This is a genomic window from Ruegeria sp. YTSC192 (assembly GCF_059609705.1).
The window spans coordinates 1-17,199 of record NZ_JBXWMG010000012.1 but is presented as its reverse complement, the minus strand read 5'-3'; the positions used below and the strand labels follow the sequence as shown (position 1 = coordinate 17,199).

The 17,199-nt window shown below is 59.0% G+C and carries 15 protein-coding genes, 1 tRNA gene and 1 pseudogene; 12 read left to right on the top strand and 5 right to left on the bottom strand.

The window, feature by feature from the left end:
* Positions 1-73: 73 nt before the first annotated feature.
* Positions 74-433 carry a c-type cytochrome gene (locus AC2FD8_RS16145; RefSeq protein ID WP_496874322.1) on the top strand — a complete coding sequence of 120 codons (360 nt, stop codon included), beginning with the start codon at positions 74-76 and terminating at the stop codon, positions 431-433.
* A 4-nt stretch (positions 434-437) separates the two neighbouring features.
* Here the strand turns inward: AC2FD8_RS16145 and AC2FD8_RS16140 are convergent, their stop codons facing one another.
* Positions 438-1,124: a hypothetical protein gene (locus AC2FD8_RS16140; protein ID WP_496857782.1), complete on the bottom strand. Its 687-nt coding sequence runs from the start codon at positions 1,122-1,124 to the stop codon at positions 438-440.
* 141 nt (positions 1,125-1,265) lie between these two features.
* Between AC2FD8_RS16140 and AC2FD8_RS16135 the strand changes: the two genes are divergently transcribed.
* From AC2FD8_RS16135 to AC2FD8_RS16115, 5 genes are all read left to right on the top strand, one after another.
* Complete coding sequence (locus AC2FD8_RS16135; protein ID WP_496857780.1) at positions 1,266-1,931, top strand: NnrU family protein; 666 nt, start codon at positions 1,266-1,268, stop codon at positions 1,929-1,931.
* Between the two features lie 69 nt (positions 1,932-2,000).
* Complete coding sequence (locus AC2FD8_RS16130) at positions 2,001-2,522, top strand: DUF2478 domain-containing protein (protein ID WP_496857778.1); 522 nt, start codon at positions 2,001-2,003, stop codon at positions 2,520-2,522.
* An 88-nt stretch (positions 2,523-2,610) separates the two neighbouring features.
* Positions 2,611-3,858 (top strand): D-arabinono-1,4-lactone oxidase, encoded by a 1,248-nt coding sequence (locus AC2FD8_RS16125; protein WP_496857776.1) that lies wholly within the window; start codon positions 2,611-2,613, stop codon positions 3,856-3,858.
* On the top strand, positions 3,855-4,973 hold the full coding sequence (locus tag AC2FD8_RS16120) for an alanine racemase (RefSeq protein WP_496857774.1): 1,119 nt from the start codon (positions 3,855-3,857) through the stop codon (positions 4,971-4,973). The genes AC2FD8_RS16125 and AC2FD8_RS16120 overlap by 4 nt, the downstream gene beginning before the upstream one ends.
* 120 nt (positions 4,974-5,093) lie before the next feature.
* Positions 5,094-5,179 (top strand) — tRNA-Leu (locus AC2FD8_RS16115).
* A gap of 11 nt (positions 5,180-5,190) precedes the next feature.
* Here the strand turns inward: AC2FD8_RS16115 and AC2FD8_RS16110 are convergent.
* Both AC2FD8_RS16110 and AC2FD8_RS16105 read right to left on the bottom strand, forming a co-directional pair.
* Positions 5,191-5,706 carry a hypothetical protein gene (locus AC2FD8_RS16110; RefSeq protein WP_496857772.1) on the bottom strand — a complete coding sequence of 172 codons (516 nt, stop codon included), beginning with the start codon at positions 5,704-5,706 and terminating at the stop codon, positions 5,191-5,193.
* Positions 5,681-6,433, bottom strand: a complete 753-nt coding sequence (locus AC2FD8_RS16105) for a response regulator transcription factor (protein ID WP_496857771.1) — start codon at positions 6,431-6,433, stop codon at positions 5,681-5,683. Before AC2FD8_RS16105 ends, AC2FD8_RS16110 begins: the two co-directional genes overlap by 26 nt.
* A 600-nt stretch (positions 6,434-7,033) precedes the next feature.
* Here AC2FD8_RS16105 and AC2FD8_RS16100 point away from each other — a divergent pair.
* The 5 genes from AC2FD8_RS16100 to AC2FD8_RS16080 all read left to right on the top strand — a co-directional run bounded on the left by AC2FD8_RS16100 (position 7,034) and on the right by AC2FD8_RS16080 (position 15,740).
* A complete protein-coding gene (locus AC2FD8_RS16100; protein WP_496857769.1) occupies positions 7,034-9,616 on the top strand; it encodes a beta strand repeat-containing protein in 2,583 nt (860 codons plus the stop codon).
* 131 nt (positions 9,617-9,747) lie between these two features.
* Positions 9,748-11,679, top strand: coding sequence for a type I secretion protein (locus tag AC2FD8_RS16095; protein ID WP_496857768.1), 1,932 nt, complete (start codon positions 9,748-9,750; stop codon positions 11,677-11,679).
* Between the two features lie 38 nt (positions 11,680-11,717).
* Positions 11,718-13,934 (top strand): type I secretion system permease/ATPase, encoded by a 2,217-nt coding sequence (locus AC2FD8_RS16090; RefSeq protein ID WP_496857766.1) that lies wholly within the window; start codon positions 11,718-11,720, stop codon positions 13,932-13,934.
* 2 nt (positions 13,935-13,936) lie between these two features.
* On the top strand, positions 13,937-15,289 hold the full coding sequence (locus tag AC2FD8_RS16085) for an HlyD family type I secretion periplasmic adaptor subunit (protein WP_496857764.1): 1,353 nt from the start codon (positions 13,937-13,939) through the stop codon (positions 15,287-15,289).
* A gap of 73 nt (positions 15,290-15,362) precedes the next feature.
* Positions 15,363-15,740: a rhodanese-like domain-containing protein gene (locus AC2FD8_RS16080; RefSeq protein ID WP_496857762.1), complete on the top strand. Its 378-nt coding sequence runs from the start codon at positions 15,363-15,365 to the stop codon at positions 15,738-15,740.
* Positions 15,741-15,749: 9 nt separating this feature from the next.
* On the opposite strand, the gene AC2FD8_RS16075 is transcribed toward AC2FD8_RS16080, so the two are convergent.
* The gene (locus AC2FD8_RS16075) at positions 15,750-16,550 is read right to left on the bottom strand and encodes an alpha/beta fold hydrolase (protein ID WP_496857760.1); all 801 of its coding nucleotides are present in this window, start codon (positions 16,548-16,550) and stop codon (positions 15,750-15,752) included.
* A 47-nt stretch (positions 16,551-16,597) separates the two neighbouring features.
* Here AC2FD8_RS16075 and AC2FD8_RS16070 point away from each other — a divergent pair, with 47 nt between their 5' ends.
* Positions 16,598-16,972: a hypothetical protein gene (locus AC2FD8_RS16070; RefSeq protein ID WP_496857758.1), complete on the top strand. Its 375-nt coding sequence runs from the start codon at positions 16,598-16,600 to the stop codon at positions 16,970-16,972.
* A 70-nt stretch (positions 16,973-17,042) separates the two neighbouring features.
* Here AC2FD8_RS16070 and glyA read toward each other — a convergent pair.
* A pseudogene (gene glyA / locus AC2FD8_RS16065) lies at positions 17,043-17,199 on the bottom strand (serine hydroxymethyltransferase); the annotation flags it as partial.

The following is a 17,199-nucleotide window of genomic DNA, read 5'->3' as shown; positions in this document are numbered from 1 at the left end:
TTGGCAGCAATTGTGGTAGGAGGATGCGATGATCACAAAGCTTTGTTTTGCAACGGCGTCAGCTCTGATTGCTATGTCTGTCCCCCTGTGGGCACAGGATGCAGAGAAAGGCGCTGAGCTTTACCAGCACTATTGCGCCACCTGCCATGGGATTGACGCGACCGGCCATGGGCCGATGGCCGGAGTGCTTGTCATTCAGCCGACTAACCTGAAGAAACTGGCAAATGCAGACGGTGTTTTCCCTACGGCCCGCGTGGTGGGGCGGATTGACGGGCGTGATCCGTTGGTGAGCCATGGCAGTCCGATGCCAGTTTATGGCCCGTATTTCGAAGGGCAGGACACGGCGATCAAAACGCCCGATGGGCAGCCGATCCTCACCAGCCAGCCCATTGTCGATCTGGTGGAGTATCTGAAAACCCTGCAGGGCAGCTAAACGCTCAGCTGCAGATGCCTTCGATCTTTGCCTCGCTCCAAGGGATTGCGATGTCACGCTCGCGGCCGGTCTGTGGCAGCGGGGACAGATCGAAATGTACCCCTAACATATCGTGCAATCGTTTGGTGCGCTGCGCCTGAGGGTCCAGTGCGCGGCAGCATACGTATTCCTCGACAATCGCGCCCTGCTGTTCAAACCCGTAAGACAGGAAATCGGGCGAGGTTTCCAGATCGAACAGATATGGATCCTTGCGTCCGCCATGTTCCGCTGCGGCGCGCAGAGGGTGATAGCCTGTGGTCTCGCGGTTCTGCCATTGCCAGATATGGGTCAGTTCATGCGCCAGCAGCATCGCGGCGATCAGGTTCATCTCTTCGGGGTAGTCGGACATGTAATCGTCAAGATACCAATCGCGTGCGAAATAGACCTTGTTGAAAAGGGCTACGGCGGCTGGTTTGCCGGTGACCACGCCTGCCTCAACAGGGGGCAGGATACGTTCCCGACAAGCCTCACGCGGGCGGGCCTCGCGGAAATAGGTGACTGGCACAACAGGGGCCCCTTTGACCAGTCGGACGCTATCCAGATCCAGCGTCGTGCCTTGCACCGCGCTTGCAAAGCCGCGCTCCTGTTCGGTCAGGGGACGCCCGCAGGAGGACAGAAGCAAAAGGAGCATAAACAGAATGCGCAAAGCCATGAGGTCAACCCTAATGCGTCACTTGCGTTGCGCAAGGCGATTTCACGTAGACGTGGCCGGGTCGCAGCCGGTACTTGATCTGGCGCAAGACCAAATCGGCACGATACCGCTACACGGGTCGAAACATCTATCGGAGAGTCCATGTCCAGTTGGGTGCCATTCATATCGGCTTTGACGGCATTTTTCCTAAGCCACGCCATTCCCACGCGGGCACCGGTGCGGGCCAGATTGATCACGGTTCTGGGGCAGAAGGGGTATCTGCTGGCGTATTCGCTTTTATCCCTCATTGCCCTTGCATGGTTGATCGTGGCCGCGGCGAATGCGCCCTATGTCGAGGTTATCCCTCCGTGGCCGGTGCTGCGTTGGGTGCCGTTGGTTGTGATGCCGCTGGTGTGCTGGCTGGCTGTGGCAGGGCTGACCATCACCAACCCGTTTTCGTTCGGCGGGCTGGGGGCGGCAGGCTTTGACCCGGACCGCCCCGGTATTCTGCGTACCACCCGCCACCCGATTTTGGCGGCGCTGATGCTGTGGGCTTTGGCGCATCTTCTGGCGAATGGCAGCTTGTCCCATGTGATCCTGTTCGGCCTGTTCGCCGGTTTTGCCGCGCTGGGTATGACGCTGATCGACCGCCGAACAGCCCGGTCTTTGGGGGCGGATTGGCAGCGCTTGTCGCGCAATACCGCACGGTTTTCGCTACGCGCGCCCTCACCGTGGCCGCCCCTTCACGTGTGGTTTTCTGCGCTTGTCGTCTTTGTAGCTCTGATCAGCTTGCACGGTGCTGTGATCGGCCTCACGCCACTTCCATGATGCAAAGAGTGGCAGGTCCGCCTGTCCCGTGCTATCTGGTACGCCAATGCCTGACTTGCGAGGTCCAATATGTATCTGGCCTATGTTACCACAACCGATCGCGGCGCGACTGACCGCTTGCTAAGCGCTGTGGCCACGCAGCTACTGGCGGCTGGCGCGAGGTTGGCCGGGGTGGTGCAAACCAACACGGAATGCGCCGACAACAGCAAATGCGATATGGATGTGCAAATTCTGCCCGATGGCGAGACCATCCGTATCTCGCAATCCTTGGGTGAACATTCACGCGGCTGTCGTCTGGACCCGGCGGCGCTTGAGCAGGCTGTTGGGCAGGTCACAGCAACGCTTGCCGATGACCCGCAGCTGATGATCATCAACAAGTTCGGCAAGCACGAGGCCGACGGGCGCGGTTTCCGCCCGGTCATCGCCGAGGCGCTGGCGCAGGACATTCCTGTTCTGCTGGGCGTGAACGGGCTGAATGATGAGAAGTTTCAGGCCTTCACGGGCGGCGCGGCAGAACAGCTATCCCCGGATCTTGAGGCGATTGTCAGCTGGTTCGAAAAGGTCTCGGCCCAGCGGGCGGATGCCGCTTAAGGGCAGATTCACGTTGCGTAATGCGCTGATATCCTGACTTGTTTGGTTGTGCCCCGGCTGCAATCCTCAGAAACGGAGGATGATGGGCATGTGGACAAACTGGGCCGGAAACGAAACCGCTACTGCTCCGATCATGCGCCCTTTGGGGCTGGCGCAGCTTCGGGCGACGGTGGCCAAACCGGAAAACCTGCGGGTCGTTGGCGCGGGGCATTCCTTTACCCCAATCGTAGGCGGCGCCGAGCGGATATTGGATCTGTCGGAATTGCACGTACCTACGGTCGGACCTGTCGAAGATGGGCAGGTCTGGGTCAATGCCAATGCGCGCCTGCGCGACCTTTCACCCGCCTTGGCCGAACAGGGCGTGGCGTTCCGCAATCTGGGCGACATCAACACGCAGTCTCTGGCCGGGGCTGCATCTACGGCTACTCACGGCACCGGACGCACTTTGCCCTGCCTTGCGGCCGAGATCACGGATGCCAAGTTCATAGGGGCGACCGGCGATGTTCTGACCACCTCGCAAATCCCGCTCGAGATGGCGCAGGTGACGCTTGGCTTGCTGGGTATTCTGACCGAGGCGCGGATCAATGTCGTGCTGAAATACAATCTGCGCCGTCAGGTCACGCTGACCGATCTGCCGGATGTCTTGGCCAACATGCATCAGAACTGGGCCGAGAACCGGAATTTTGAGTTCTTCTACATCCCCTTCACCGGCAAAGCGGTCGAGCTGCGCCACGCCGTCACCGACGCCCTCGAAAGCAAGGCCCCGCGCGATCTGGATATGCTGGCGGTCAAGGTGCTGAAGCTCGCCCGCAACGCGGGGCGCTTCAGTCCCGGTTTGCGCAAGCTGTTGCTGAGCCTGCTCACGCTGGCTCAGTCGGATGAGGATTACGTGGGCGAAAGCTGGCGGGTGCTTTGCAGCGATAGGCATATTCGGTTCAAGGAGATGGAGTATCATCTGCCCGCCGATATCGCTGGTGATGTGCTGGCCGAGGTCTTTCTCCGACTAGAGCGCGACCACAAGGACATCTATTTTCCGATCGAAGTGCGCCAGACAGCAGGTGACACGGCCTGCCTGTCGCCGTTTCAGGGCGGCCCGAGAATCTCGATTGCGCTTCATACGGATGCGGGTGAAGATCACAGCCGCTATTTCAACGCGCTGGAGCCTTTGTTTCTTGAGGCCGGAGGGCGCCCGCATTGGGGCAAGATGCACAGCCTTGGATACAAGGAACTCTCTGGCCTCTACCCCGATTTCGACCGCTTCTGCGCCCTGCGAGAGGAATTGGACCCACAGGGCAAATTCATGACGCCCGCCTTGGCCCGGTTGTTTCGGCCATGAGCGATCCCTACCTCAGCCTTCTGTCCGAAACCCTGCGCAAGTACGGGGTCGACCAGCCTGTCGTTGCAATAGATCTGGATCGGGTCGAGGCCAATTGCCGGGTAGCACAGGCTGCAGCTGACCCCGGATTGGACCGGCGCTTGGTCGCAAAATCCCTGCCTTGCCTGCCGTTGCTGGACCACATCCGTGGGCTGATCGCCAGCTCAGGCCTGATGAGCTTTTCCGAACCGATGCTGATGGCTCTGCTACAGGCGGAAAAAGAAACGGATCATCTGATCGGAAAACCGCTACCCGTCACCTCTGCCGCGCGTGTCTTGCAGACCTGCCCGGATGCTGCGGACCGGGTGCAATGGCTGATCGACACGCCCGAACGCTTGCGCGAATATCTGACCTTGGCGGAGACAAGCCAAACCGCCCTGCGTTTGTCGCTTGAGGTGGATATCGGCCTGCATCGTGGGGGGCTTAAAGCCGATCAGGTTGCCGAGGTTGCGCGGGTGATCTTGTCGCATCCAAACGCGCGCTTAAGCGGGCTTATGGGCTATGAGGCGCATTTGGCGAAATTGCCCGGCGTCCTGAAATCACGGGCGAGCAAAGCCAGTGCCACGGCTTTCGCGCAGGCTGTGGCTGCACTGCCTGATAGCGTGGGTTATTGTCTGAACACTGGCGGTAGCCTGACATTCCAAAGCTACCGCGCACCCGGGCCAGCGACCGAGGTCGCGTTTGGCTCGATCCTCGTGAAGCCATCCGATTTCGACCACGCGACAACGACAGGTTTTCAACCGGCTGCATTTCTGGCCAGCCCTGTTCTCAAGACCATGCCGTCAAACCCTCTGCCGGGATTGGAGTTCCTGCCCCAGCGCAAAACCCATATCGCGATCTTCGGAGGGTACTTCCCCGGCCAACCTGTATACCCCGCTGGCTTCACCTATTCCTCTGTCTTCGGGCGGTCGAGCAATCAGGAGGTTTGGACTGGCCGCTCTAGCCATGCCGTCAAACCCGGTGACATCGCGTTGGTCCGCCCGAGCCAGAGCGAGGCTGTTCTGAACTTGTTCGGATCGGTTTTGGCCGTGCGAGAGGGGCAGGTGATCGCGGAATGGTCATGCTTGCCGAATTGACCCCAAAGGCACAGCGATACTTACGCGATTTTTCAGCCGTTTTTCACCCCGAAGCGCATTGAATTCGCAAAGCTATGGGCGTAGTTCTCAACCCGTGTCGGCCACGTGTCGACACAGCTTGCCCGCGTGGTGGAATGGTAGACACAAGAGACTTAAAATCTCTGGGCCGGAAGGCCGTGCCGGTTCGAGCCCGGCCGCGGGTACCACACACAACTCTCTAGATTGGATAACCGAGCCTTGTGATCAGATGCCAGATATCTCGGTTCAGGTTCGATAGATCTTTGACAACCTGTTCGATATCCCGCAGTGCTTCACCATCCAGAGTATCCGCGCGACCCATTTTGATGTCAGTTTTCCGGTCCGCGATGCGCATCAGGATGGTCTTGGGGTTGCCGCTTTCTGGATCGAAGGAATAGATGCAGTGATTGAACCGGTTGCGGATGCCGGACAGTTTTCCAAGCCGTTTCGTGTGTTCCAGGATCGGGTCCCGAATGTCCTCGGGACGGCCATCCATTTTGGCCAGACGTTCAACCAGATCAATCCGGGCACGGGTCGTGTTCAAGGTCAGAAAGATGATAACAGCCGCGTCTTTGCTGGTGCCAGTCAGACCGGCAATCAGGTGGATCAGCAGACTTTCGGTGTTGGTCCACATATAGTTCAACCGCCCCACCAGCAGGATCAGCCGGTCAAAACGCTCTTCCACGAGATCAGCCGACACGGGGGCTTTGCGCATCAAACGGCGCAACCTCGAAATAGAAATGAGCCGCCGCAGTACGGTTGCTGACCCCGATTTTGCCGACCACATTGTGCATATGCAGTTTGACGGTGTGTTCCGTGATCCCCAGCCCGGCCGCGATGACCTTGTTGCTCTGCCCCTGAGACACCAGCCTGAGGACCTGTTTTTCGCGGTTTGTCAGTTTTTCGAACAGGGACATCTGCTGTGTGTCGACGGGCTTGGACGCGACCGGTGATGCCGGTGACTTGCACGGGTTCTTCTGATTGCCTGCGACACAATCCGCTAGGAAGCTGGGCAGGTGAAGTTGTTCATGCATCAGCAGCCTCAGGATCGATCGCCAGACATCAGGGGCGACGTTCATGGGCAGAAAGCCGATCTCGCCATATCGGCTGCGATCCCAGCGTTCAAACAGGTGCCGGGCTGCGGCGTCCTTACGGTAGGAAAACGCGAGGCAGCCGAACGGAACCTGTTCCACATACTGATCAGGTCGTTTCAGCAGGTCTTCAAGCATGACCTGATCCACAACCAGAACGCGGCTGGCCTGCGCTTTGGCCGAGGTCACGTCGTCCAGAGAATCGAATCGAGATGCGTGAACATCAAATTCGTTCTGGACGCTTCTGAGAGTTTGGTTGGAGAGAAAAAGCTCTTTCCCTATGAAGTGAATTGAAAGGTCTTCGGTCTTGGCATTCTGGTAGGCGTAGTCACGTTCAGACGGGTCAATCATTACTGTCCCCCCCACTGATGAAACCGAGCTGCATTTTTGCAGTTTCGCACAAGAAATTCAGGCAGTTCAAAATTCGAAATAGTCAATAAATTATAGACATATTGTAGACGAAATATGGGGTTTCAGCAACCTTATATTCGGATATGACAATAGGTCCTAGAACCATTGATTAAGGTCGTTTAGCGGCCATTTCGGGTTCGTTGAGTTAAATCAACGGCTTCATTTGCATAGGCCCAATCGGCAGGGTTATAGCTCCTATTTTCGGCCAAAAACCCGATCCATTCCAAAATAACAATAAATTTCAAGCTGTTAACATTTCTAGCGCTTTTCGACAGCTTGGCAGCTTTGCTAAAGGCTGCGACGCTTTCATTACTTCAGATTGCGAAGATTTATCCTTTAACGCCCGCTCCTCGCGCAATTTCGCGAATCTCTTTTTGCGGGGTCGTCGGCTTAGCCGGGAAGGGAGGTGCAGAAAGCTCGGAACCAGTAGACCGCAGGGATATGCGCTCAGGCATACCGTGCGGATTTTTGTTTCAACTGCACAGGTAACCACCTTTGAGATGAATGGTGGTCAGGTGCGTCAATAGAGTGGAAATCAATATGTCTGACCGTAGAATTCTTTCCCCAGTTACAACCGTCGAAGAGATTGATGTCGAAGACATGGACCCGGTTGTTGATGAACCGGTTGTTGAAGATCCCGAAATGGAGATGGCTGGTAACGCCCAGCAGCAGCAACAGCAGCAAGGTCAGTCTGTCGACAACACAACCGGTGGTGACGACAGCAACACCAATGGTGGCAATGACAGCAACACCAATGGCGGAAACGACAGCAACACGAACGGCGGCAACGACAGCAACACCAATGGTGGTAATGACAGCAATACCGTTCGCGACAATGGCAACAGCACCAATGACAACGTGAACCGGGTTGATATCGACTTTGGCGAAGGCGAATGGATTCCGCGCGACGATGACAAGGTCGACGTGGACATCGCCGATTCTGCCTCGACCGGTGATGTGATCACAGCCGGAGACGACGTGAACTATGATCCCGGTGATGATCTGAACCTGGATATTTCGCTGAATGGCGAAGGCAACGATATGTCTTCGATCAACAATCAGTATGCCAGCCTGACCGACAATGACTCGTTGAGCGGCGCGTCCGTGTCAAACACTGGTACGTTCCAACAGAATGGCGATGCCACTGGCGGCAACGCAACCGCAGAAGAGGGTATCGACGCGTCGTCTGATGGTGGAGCGTCTGGCAGCGGTGGCACCAGCCATGGCGGCGAAGCCTGGGGTGATACCCATGGCAGCACTTCGATGGCTCTCGGTGGCCACTCCGGAGATGCCAACGGCGCGGCAACCGGTGGTGCGGGCGCAAGCTCGGGCGAGGCGCATAACGGCAGCATCGGTCTGGGTCTGTCTGGGGCTCAAGCAGATGGTGACGGTACTGGCGCGGCTGGTGGCAATGCCAACAGCAACTCGAACGCGACGAACTCCGGGTCGTCCAATGCAAGCGGCGCAGGCAATGGCGGAGAAGGCGGCGCGGCCGGATCGTTGGGTCTTGGCTTGGGTCTTGGCCTGTCTGGTTCGAACGCTGACGGCAATGCCAATGGCGGCGACAATACGTCTGGCTCGCTAGGAACCGGCCTAGGTCTGGCGGGAACAGATGCGTCCGCGCAGGGATCAAACGCTGGCAACGGCAATGCGCAATCCAGCGGCAATGCCAACAACACAAGCTCTGGCAGCAATCAGGCCAACGGCGCGACCGCAGGCAGCAACAATGCTGCGGGTATCGCGGGCTCTGGCGCTCTGGGTGCCAATGACGCAGATGGCGGCAATGGTCCGGGCGGTAGCGGCTCTGGTGGTGCTGGGACCGGCGGCAATGGTCCGGGCGGTGCCGGGACTGGCGGCAATGGTCCGGGCGGAGCTGGCACAGGTGGCAACGGACCGGGCGGTTCGGGCACCGGTGGCAACGGACCGGGCGGCACAGGGACCGGCGGCAATGGTCCGGGCGGCGCTGGCCCCGGCGGCACAGGCTCGGGCGGAGCGTCTGGGACGGCCGAAGGCGCATTGTCTGCGCTGAACCAGCAAAATCTGGGTCTTGGCCTGAATCTGGCCGATCCTGATCCGACAACGGGCGGCGGCGGAACAGCCGGCGATGCAACCGGAACTGGTGGTGCCGGAACGGGTGGCGCAGGCTCTGGTGGCAATGGCCCCGGCGGCGCAGGCTCGGGCGGTAACGGCCCCGGTGGTACGGGTGCTGGCGGCAACGGCCCCGGTGGTGCCGGTTCCGGCGGTAATGGTCCGGGCGGTGCAGGTACCGGTGGCATGGGCATGGGCGGGAATGGTCCCGGCGGTGCAGGTGCCGGTGGCGCAGGTGGCGGCCGCGTTGACACAAGCTCGGACGCGCAAGGCGTTGGCGACCAGTCTGCGACAGGTCCTGACATCTCGCAAAGCCCGGGTGACGTGACAGGTGCGACCAACAACCTGCAAACCCCCGATGGTTCAGGCGGAGCCGGTGGCAGCAATGCGACCGACGGCACAGCCGAAGCAACCGGAACCGGTGAATCGACTGCTGAAGGGACCGGCGGTGCAGGTGGAACGACCTCGCCGACTTCGACCTCGACCGGTAGTGGTGCTGGATCTGCGGATGCGACCAATACCGCTGGCGATGGTGGTGACAACGAGGTGTTTGCAGAAGCTGACACCGATGGAACCGCTGACAGTCTGGCCGAAGCGATTGCCGGGTATGGCGGCGCGGGGTCGGCTGACAACGATGCGACCTCGACCGGAACCGGCAGTGCGACAGGTTCGGCCATGTCCGGTGATGGCGGCTATGGTGGCGCGGCCACCGCGGCTGGCGGAACCAGCGGCGCGGTCTCGGGCAGCTCGACCGGTGGTATGACAACCGGCGCGACCAATACTGGTGGCGAAGCCTCGGGTGCCAATTCCGGTGCAGGTGGTGCAGGCGGCAATGCCGGGACCTGGGGTTCCGACAACGCTGGCGATGGCATCGTGAACGGCGAATCCTATGCCTCGGCTGCGGCTGTTGTCGATACGGCGGCGTTCAACCAGTCGATCGTCATGGGCGCAAACGTCCTTGGCAACTCGGTCGACACGACCATGGTGGGCGGCTCGATGACGTCTTCCTACGCCAGCGACGATACCGAGGTCTAAGACCCGTTTCGGGCTCTGCCATTATCAGAGCCCGAGCTTTTTCAAAACCGCCGGGGGCGCGCCATGTGGCCCCGGCTTAGCAAACCCAAAGCGGAAATTTTCGGCCGCCACGGGTGACAAGGAATCCTAATATGTCCCTCGACAGTATTACCGAAACGATTGCACATTTTGTTGGAACTTTTGAACTGACGATCGAACAAGCCCGATTGAGAGACCAGTATGAAGAGTTCACCGCGTTACGGCGGAAAGTCGAGCTTGAAGAATTGTCAGACCCCACGAGAATTCAGGTCAAGGCCACGTTGAAGGCTGATCCGGGCGACTATGGCCCGATCCCTTTCAAATTCAAAACTCCTCTGGCCGAGCTGCCGCCACCACCCCCGGCAAACGGCCCGAACTATGAGACAAGCGTTTTCCTCGACCCACCGACGGGTCCTTCTGAGGCGGTCCGCGAAGCGGCATTGGGTCCGGCAGATGCACCGCCTTTGATGCTGTTCCAGTTTCAGAACGAACTGATCGGATCAGCAGTCACTTACACCTTCCAGACACTATTCCTGCGCGACAACGACGTTGTCGGAGAAGGGGAGTTCCGCGATGTCGAGGCCCTGATAAGTGCAGGGCAGGACATGCTCGAAGCCGCGCTGACTTTCCATGCAGTCGCGGCGCCTTCGTTCGCGCTGGCCGATTATGCGTCGCTTGAACTGCTCTCTGAGATCGCCGAGCAGATCGTGAACCCGATGAACCCCGATATCGAAGGTGTCACGGTTCATCAGTTCCAAGGCGAAGATGCACTTGGAGTGATCATAAACGGCGAAAAGTTTGAAGAGGCCTTGGAATGGGACGATCTGCTTCCAGCCTATCACCAACCGGATGAGGAAACCGACACCCCGGATATGCTGCCCGCAGAATGGGACCGTTCGGATGATGAGGACTTTGCCGACGGCCATATGGTCATCGCGGGCGGAAATCTTGCGGTCAACGAAGTGGCGGCAACGATTGCCTGGATTGATGCACCCTATATTGCCGTGGGCGGCAAGGCGATGGATCTGACCGTGATCAGCCAGGTCGCTGTGATTTCCGACTGGGATCAGATCGAACAAGGCGGGGGCAGCGGAACCAAGGTGGTGCAGTCAGCCTCGGTCGGGTTTGAGGCGAAAGCCGCCTATTGGCTGAATCAGGCTGAGGGGGCTGAAGGGCAGCCCGCCTTTGCCTCGGTCGATTGGATCAGTGGCGATCTGGTCGTTGCGAATTTCATCAAGCAAGAGATCGACGCCACGGATATCGACCACATCCAGGCCGAAATCTCGGCCAGCACAACGCTTTATGCGATGGGCGACAATCAGATGGTCAATGTCACCGAGATTGTCCAGCTGGGCAGCTACTATGATGTGATCATGATCGACGGCAACATGATCTCGGTCGATATGCTGTTCCAGACCAACGTGTTGATGGATGACGATATCGTATCGGGCGGCTCAATCTCGGCGCAGGGTGATGAAAACCTTGTCATGAACGAGGCCTCTGTTTCGAAAACGGGCGAGGACAGCCACAAGGAGCTTCACCAGGACATGGCCGATGCCATGGCGCTGGGTGAAGCGGATATGGACGCGCTTGAGGATGCGTTGCTCAACGATCCGATGTTCGCTGGGATGGAGCAGATCCGCGCCCTGAAAATCGAGGGCGACCTGCTTCAGGTCAACATCATGGAACAGGTCACCATGCTACTGGATCAGGACGATGTGCATGTGTCTGGGCCCAAGGCTGCCGAGACGGAAATCATCGCGGGCAGCAATGCCCTGTTGAATGCGGCCAACGTTGCCAAGGCGGGGATCGACTCGGTTGTGATGGCGGCTGAGGAGACCTATTCGGACCTGCTTCTGCATCAGGCCAGCCTGTATGATGTACCTGATCAGCACGACATCGCTGAGCTGACGAATGATGCCATCGCCGTGTTGATGGAAGAGGCCAATAGCGAATTGGCCAAGATCCACGAAACCGTCGCCAAACAAACAGCCCCGACCGAGATGGCGGGCGCTGACGACGGCCTGCAGACCATGCTGGCCTGAATTCCTGAAATCATAACGAGTGACCGGAAGGTTAGTTTATGTCGATTGTGTTTTCGTCGCGCCGCACCATCTGTTCCAGCCCTCTGGATCGAAATGGTGGCGTTGCCGTGTCCAGAGCGCCGCGTACCGAAAAAGGATTGAATGCGCCGCAAGAACCCAAAGATTCAGCCCTGCTTCTGCTGCATGATGCGCTGCGCGTCGATACGCCTGACGCGTCGACGAACAAGGAGCAAATCGCAGCTGAGCGCTGTACTACAGAACCAAAGAACACTCACCGCGCCGATCCTCCCCTTCGGCGCGAACAGCCGCACCCTTTGCAAGATATAACCTCTGAAGGTTGCGGTTCTGGGGTGGCCAATGCCGGGGCCTCTGATCCTGTTGACACCAACACACCGAAAGCGCGCAAGACCCCCTCTGCGCGCAACGATGGTGGGGGTCGCATAGGCACTACGATTGAGGCCAAGGCAAACGAGCCGTTGCCGCCGACCAAATCCGGCGGCGGTGATGGCAATGGGCCACCCCACACCTTTCACAAGCGAACCCCGCCCGAGGATTTCCAGCGTACGTTGCGGGTTTCGATGCGCGCGATCTATCGCAATCTGGTGTTCGTTCTGGTGCTGACCTGCGCCACCAATGTTCTGATCCTCGCCATTCCGATCTACCTGTTCCAGATCAGCGACCGGGTCCTGACCAGCCGATCACTGGACACGCTGATCATGCTGACCACGATCGTTGCCGGTGCGGTGATCTTTCAAGCGGCATTTGATGCGGTTCGTCGGTTCATGCTGATGCGCACGGCGGTCGAAGTGGCCGCGCGGCTGGGCGCCCCTGTCCTGAGTGCTGCGGCCCATGCCTCATTGCACGGCAATGGGCGCGAATATCAGACACTTGGGGATCTGCAGCAGGTGCGGGGTTTTTTGGTCTCAGGTACGCTGATCTCATTTCTGGATGTGCCCTTTGCACCGCTTTTCATCCTGATGATCTTCTTGGTGCATCCGCAGCTTGGCATGATCGTTGTCGTAACGGCCCTGCTGTTGATGACGATTGCGCTGATCAACCAAAAAACAACCGCGAAACCATTTGCCGAGGCGAACAAGGCCCAATCCATGGCGAACCAGCATCTGGATTCGATGTCTCGCAACAGCCAGATCATCAACGCGCTGGCGATGATCCCCGAGGCCGTGCGGATCTGGGGCCGCGATACCGCGCAATCGCTGACATGGCAGGTGCGTGCGCAGGATCGCAATGTGATCTTCGCTGCTATTTCGCGGGCCGTGCGTCTGTTGACACAGATCGCCATTCTTGGGTGGGGCGCATTTCTGGCGCTGCAAGGTGAGATCACCGGAGGCATGGTCATTGCCGCCTCGATCATCGCCGGGCGTGCCTTTGCGCCGATCGAAGGCTCGATTGAAGGGTGGAACGGCTTTCTACTGACCCGCGGGGCCTATGGGCGGATCAATGCGCTTCTGTCCAATTCCGCGCTTCAGTTCGAAAAACTGCGGCTACCACGCCCGGAGGGGCGACTGGATGTTGAACGCCTGCTCTATGTGCCCGGCGGGACCAAACGCGTCGTGCTGAACGGGATTACCTTCGCACTCAATCCCGGCGAGACGTTGGCGATCATCGGCAATTCCGGCGCGGGCAAGACGACGCTGGGCAAGACGCTTGTTGGGTCGATCCTGCCGACCTCGGGCAGTGTGCGGTTGGACCTGATGGATATCCGCAACTGGGACCCTCGCCAGTTTGGTGAAAGCATCGGCTATCTGCCGCAGGACGTGCAGCTGTTCCCCGGTACTATCAAAGACAATATTGGCCGGATGCGAGAGGACGCGACCGACGAACAAATCCACGATGCTGCCGTGCTCGCCGATGTCCACAACATGATTGCAACCCTGCCGCAAGGTTATGAAACCGTTGTCGCCGCTGACGGATCGCCCCTTTCGGGTGGGCAGAAACAACGCATTGCGCTGGCGCGCGCCTTCTTTGGCAACCCGCGTCTGGTGGTGTTGGATGAGCCGAACTCGAACCTCGACGTGGCGGGGGATCAGGCGCTGGCGCGGGCGATTGCGCAGGCCAAGGACAGCAAGATCACCGTCATCGTGATCACGCAAAAACCAACGCTTCTGAATGTGGTGGACAAGATCATGCTGCTGACCGACGGGCGCGTCGCCTTGTTCGGCCAGCGTGAACAAGTGCTGCAGCAACTGAACGCGCCGCGCAAACAAACCGGCATTGAAGGCCAGCAGGGGGGCTGATCATGAACGATATCGTACCCGTCAACACGTCTCCGTCCGAGCCGACCGTCTGGTATTCCGAAGTGCCGCGCTCGATCAACCGTCTGATCGTGGTGGGGTTCGTGATGCTGGTCGTGTGTTTCGGCGGCTTCGGTGTCTGGGCCTTCAGCGCGCCGCTGGCGGCGGCCGTCATCGCGCAGGGCAGTTTTGTTGCCACCGGCCGCAACAAGATCGTTCAGCACCTTGAGGGGGGGATTATCGAGGATATCAAAGTCTCGGAAGGTGAGGCCGTACAGGCCGGTCAGGTACTGATGACGCTGGATCAGACCTCGGCTGAGGCTAATGAGAGAGAGCTGTTCATTCGCAAAATCCGCCTGCAAGCCATGACCGAGCGGTTGCTGGCGGAATATGGTGAGCGTGAAAAGCTCAATTTCTCGCCCGACCTGATCGAGGCGTCAAATGATGTCGAGGTAATGACGATCCTCGATGGCCAACGGCTCAGCTTTGATGTCTCGCGCAAAACGCTGCTGAACGACGTCGCGCTTTTGGCACGCAACATGGAGGCCTTAAAGATCCGCGCCAGCGGGTTTGAGGCCCAGTTGAAAAGCATGCAGAGACGTTCGGATATTCTGCAAGAAGAGTTCGAGACAAAGGAAGCCCTGTTCGAAAAAGGACTGGTGCGCAAAGGCGATCTCAACACGATCCGCCGCGTTCAGGCCGAGGCCGATGGTCAGCAGGCCCGCTTGCAGGCCGAAGCCGCCGAAATCAACCAGATGCTGTTGAAATACGAAGAGCAGATCTCCCGCACCCGTTCCGCCTATCGCGAGGCCGCGCTGGATGAGTTGGGCGTGATCGAAGCCGACCTTGAAAGTGTACGCGAGAAATCCCGACAGGCCCGCAGCGTTCTGGCCCGCGCGGTCGTGCGTGCGCCCGTCACCGGGACCGTTGTGCGCCTGCATTACCACACTTCCGGCGGCGTGATCGAGACCGGCGAGCCCATCGCCGAGATCCTGCCAGCAGACGCCCCGCTGATCATCGAGGCGCAAATTCCCCGCACCGAGATCGACAGCGTCGTAACCGGGCAAGAGGCGACAGTACGCCTGATTGGGCTCAATCAGCGCACAACTCCGGTTTTGAGTGGTGAAGTCTATTATGTTTCGGCTGATTCGCTGATCGAAGATTCCCAGGGCATTCCACAAGAGGTCTACCTGGCGCGCATCTCACTGACACCCGAGGAGCTGAAGCGCGTCCGGGGGTTCGTGCCCACTCCGGGCATGCCAGCCGAGATCATGATCCAGACTGAAGAACGCACATTTGCCGCCTATATCGCCAAGCCCGTCTCAGACAGCATGTCGCGCGCGTTTCGTGAACAATAGGCCGATTTGGCTACACCAACCCGTCATCGCATGCTAACCCTCGCATGTGTAGGCAAAAAAAGGGGCGGTGCAAATGCCACTGACAGTCAAGGATATGATGGAAGCGGCCAATGCTGTGGTCGCGCGCATCGATGTGGATCAGGCCAAGGCGCTGATCGAAGGCGGAGCGCTGCTGTTGGACGTGCGCGACATGGTCGAGCTTCAGCAATCAGGTCGTGCAACCGGCGCGCATCACATCCCACGCGGCATGCTTGAGTTCCGTGCCGATGACACATTGCAATCCCATGACCCCGAGCTGCGCAAGGACCGGGCCATTGTCCTCTACTGCGCTGCCGGAGGGCGCGCGGCGCTGGCTGGGAGGCTCCTGAAGGATATGGGCTATGACGAGGTCTATAACCTTGGCGGCCTGTCGGATTGGGTCAATGGCGGCGGCGAGACTGCGCCCGCATAGGGCCGCAGGTTACGCGTTCAGGAAGGCCCGGACGGCGGCCTCGAACTCACGCGGTTTTTCGGCATGCAGCCAATGCCCGGCCCCGGGGATTTTGGCAAAACGCGCGGCGGGAAACAGGGCTTTGATCTTGTCGCGGTGTTCGGGCAGAACATAGTCAGAATTGGCCCCGGCCAGAAACAGCGCCGGGCCATCCCATTGGGCGTCAACCTCAGGGAACCCCATGATCTTGGGCATCTCGGATGCCAGAGCTTCAAGGTTCAGAAGCCAGCGTTTCCCTTCGACATCCAGCGATTGGGTGAAAAAGCTCTGCAATGCCGGATCAACCCCTTGCTCTGCCAGCTGTTCAGCCGCATCCGATCGGCGTGTAACTTGCGAGAAATCGACGGCGCGCATCGCTTCGATGAACTGGATTTGACTGTGGCCGTAGGTCACGGGCGCAATATCGGCGACCACCAGTTTGCGGACCAGATCGCCATGCTGCAAGGCCAGCATCATGGCGGCCTTGCCCCCCATTGAATGCCCCACAACATCGGCTGATCCGCCAAAGCTCTCGATCACTTCTGCCAGATCGGACGCAAGATCGGAATAGCCATGCTCATCGCTCCAAAGGCTCTGAGAGTGGTTGCGCATGTCGACGGCAATCACCTGCCGCTCGTCTGAAAGACGCCGCGCGATGACACCCCAGTTGCGGGCCGAGCCATAAAGCCCGTGCGCAATCAACAGGGGAGGGGTGTCCGTCGGGTCGCCATGGATAATCGTGTTCAGCATAGCCTTGTGATACGCGCGACGGCGCTGAACGACCAGCCCCATTGTCGCCCCAGTTCAGGCCGGTTAAGTTGTCCCGTCAGGAGGCGCAGATGACGCAGGAAACAGAAATCCAGACCCAGATCGCACAAACCATTCAGTTGCTGCGCAAGAAGCTGGGCATCAAGGACAAGACGCTGATCGCCTCGGTGCGTCGTGCCAAGCGACGTTTGCCGAAAAAAGTCTACAAGCAGGCCATGGTGTTGGCGCAGGCTGAGCAGATGGCTGAACATCCGCGACTGCGTCTGGTTCTGGACGGGCCGCAGCTTGAGAAAGCCTCGGATGAGGTGCAAAGCCATCTGAATGCCATCAATCTGGCGGATCGCCGATGGGGATGGTTTCTGAGCTTTCTTGGCACGGTCGCGCTGGGTCTGATCGCTTTGGCGGCATTGGCTTTGGTCGTGCTGCGCTGGCGCGGGTTCATCTGACCCAAGCGGTATCGCAATGAAAAACGGCGCCATTTCTGACGCCGTTTTTTGTTTGAATATCCGAAAAGAATTACAGGTTCGGATAGATCGGGAATTTGGCGCAGAGGTCGGCGACCTCGGCCTTGACCTTGGCCTCGACCGCAGCGTTTCCGTCTTCGCCATTGGCGGCCAGACCGTCGACCACTTCGATGATCCAGTCCGCGATCTGGCGGAATTCGACCTCGCCA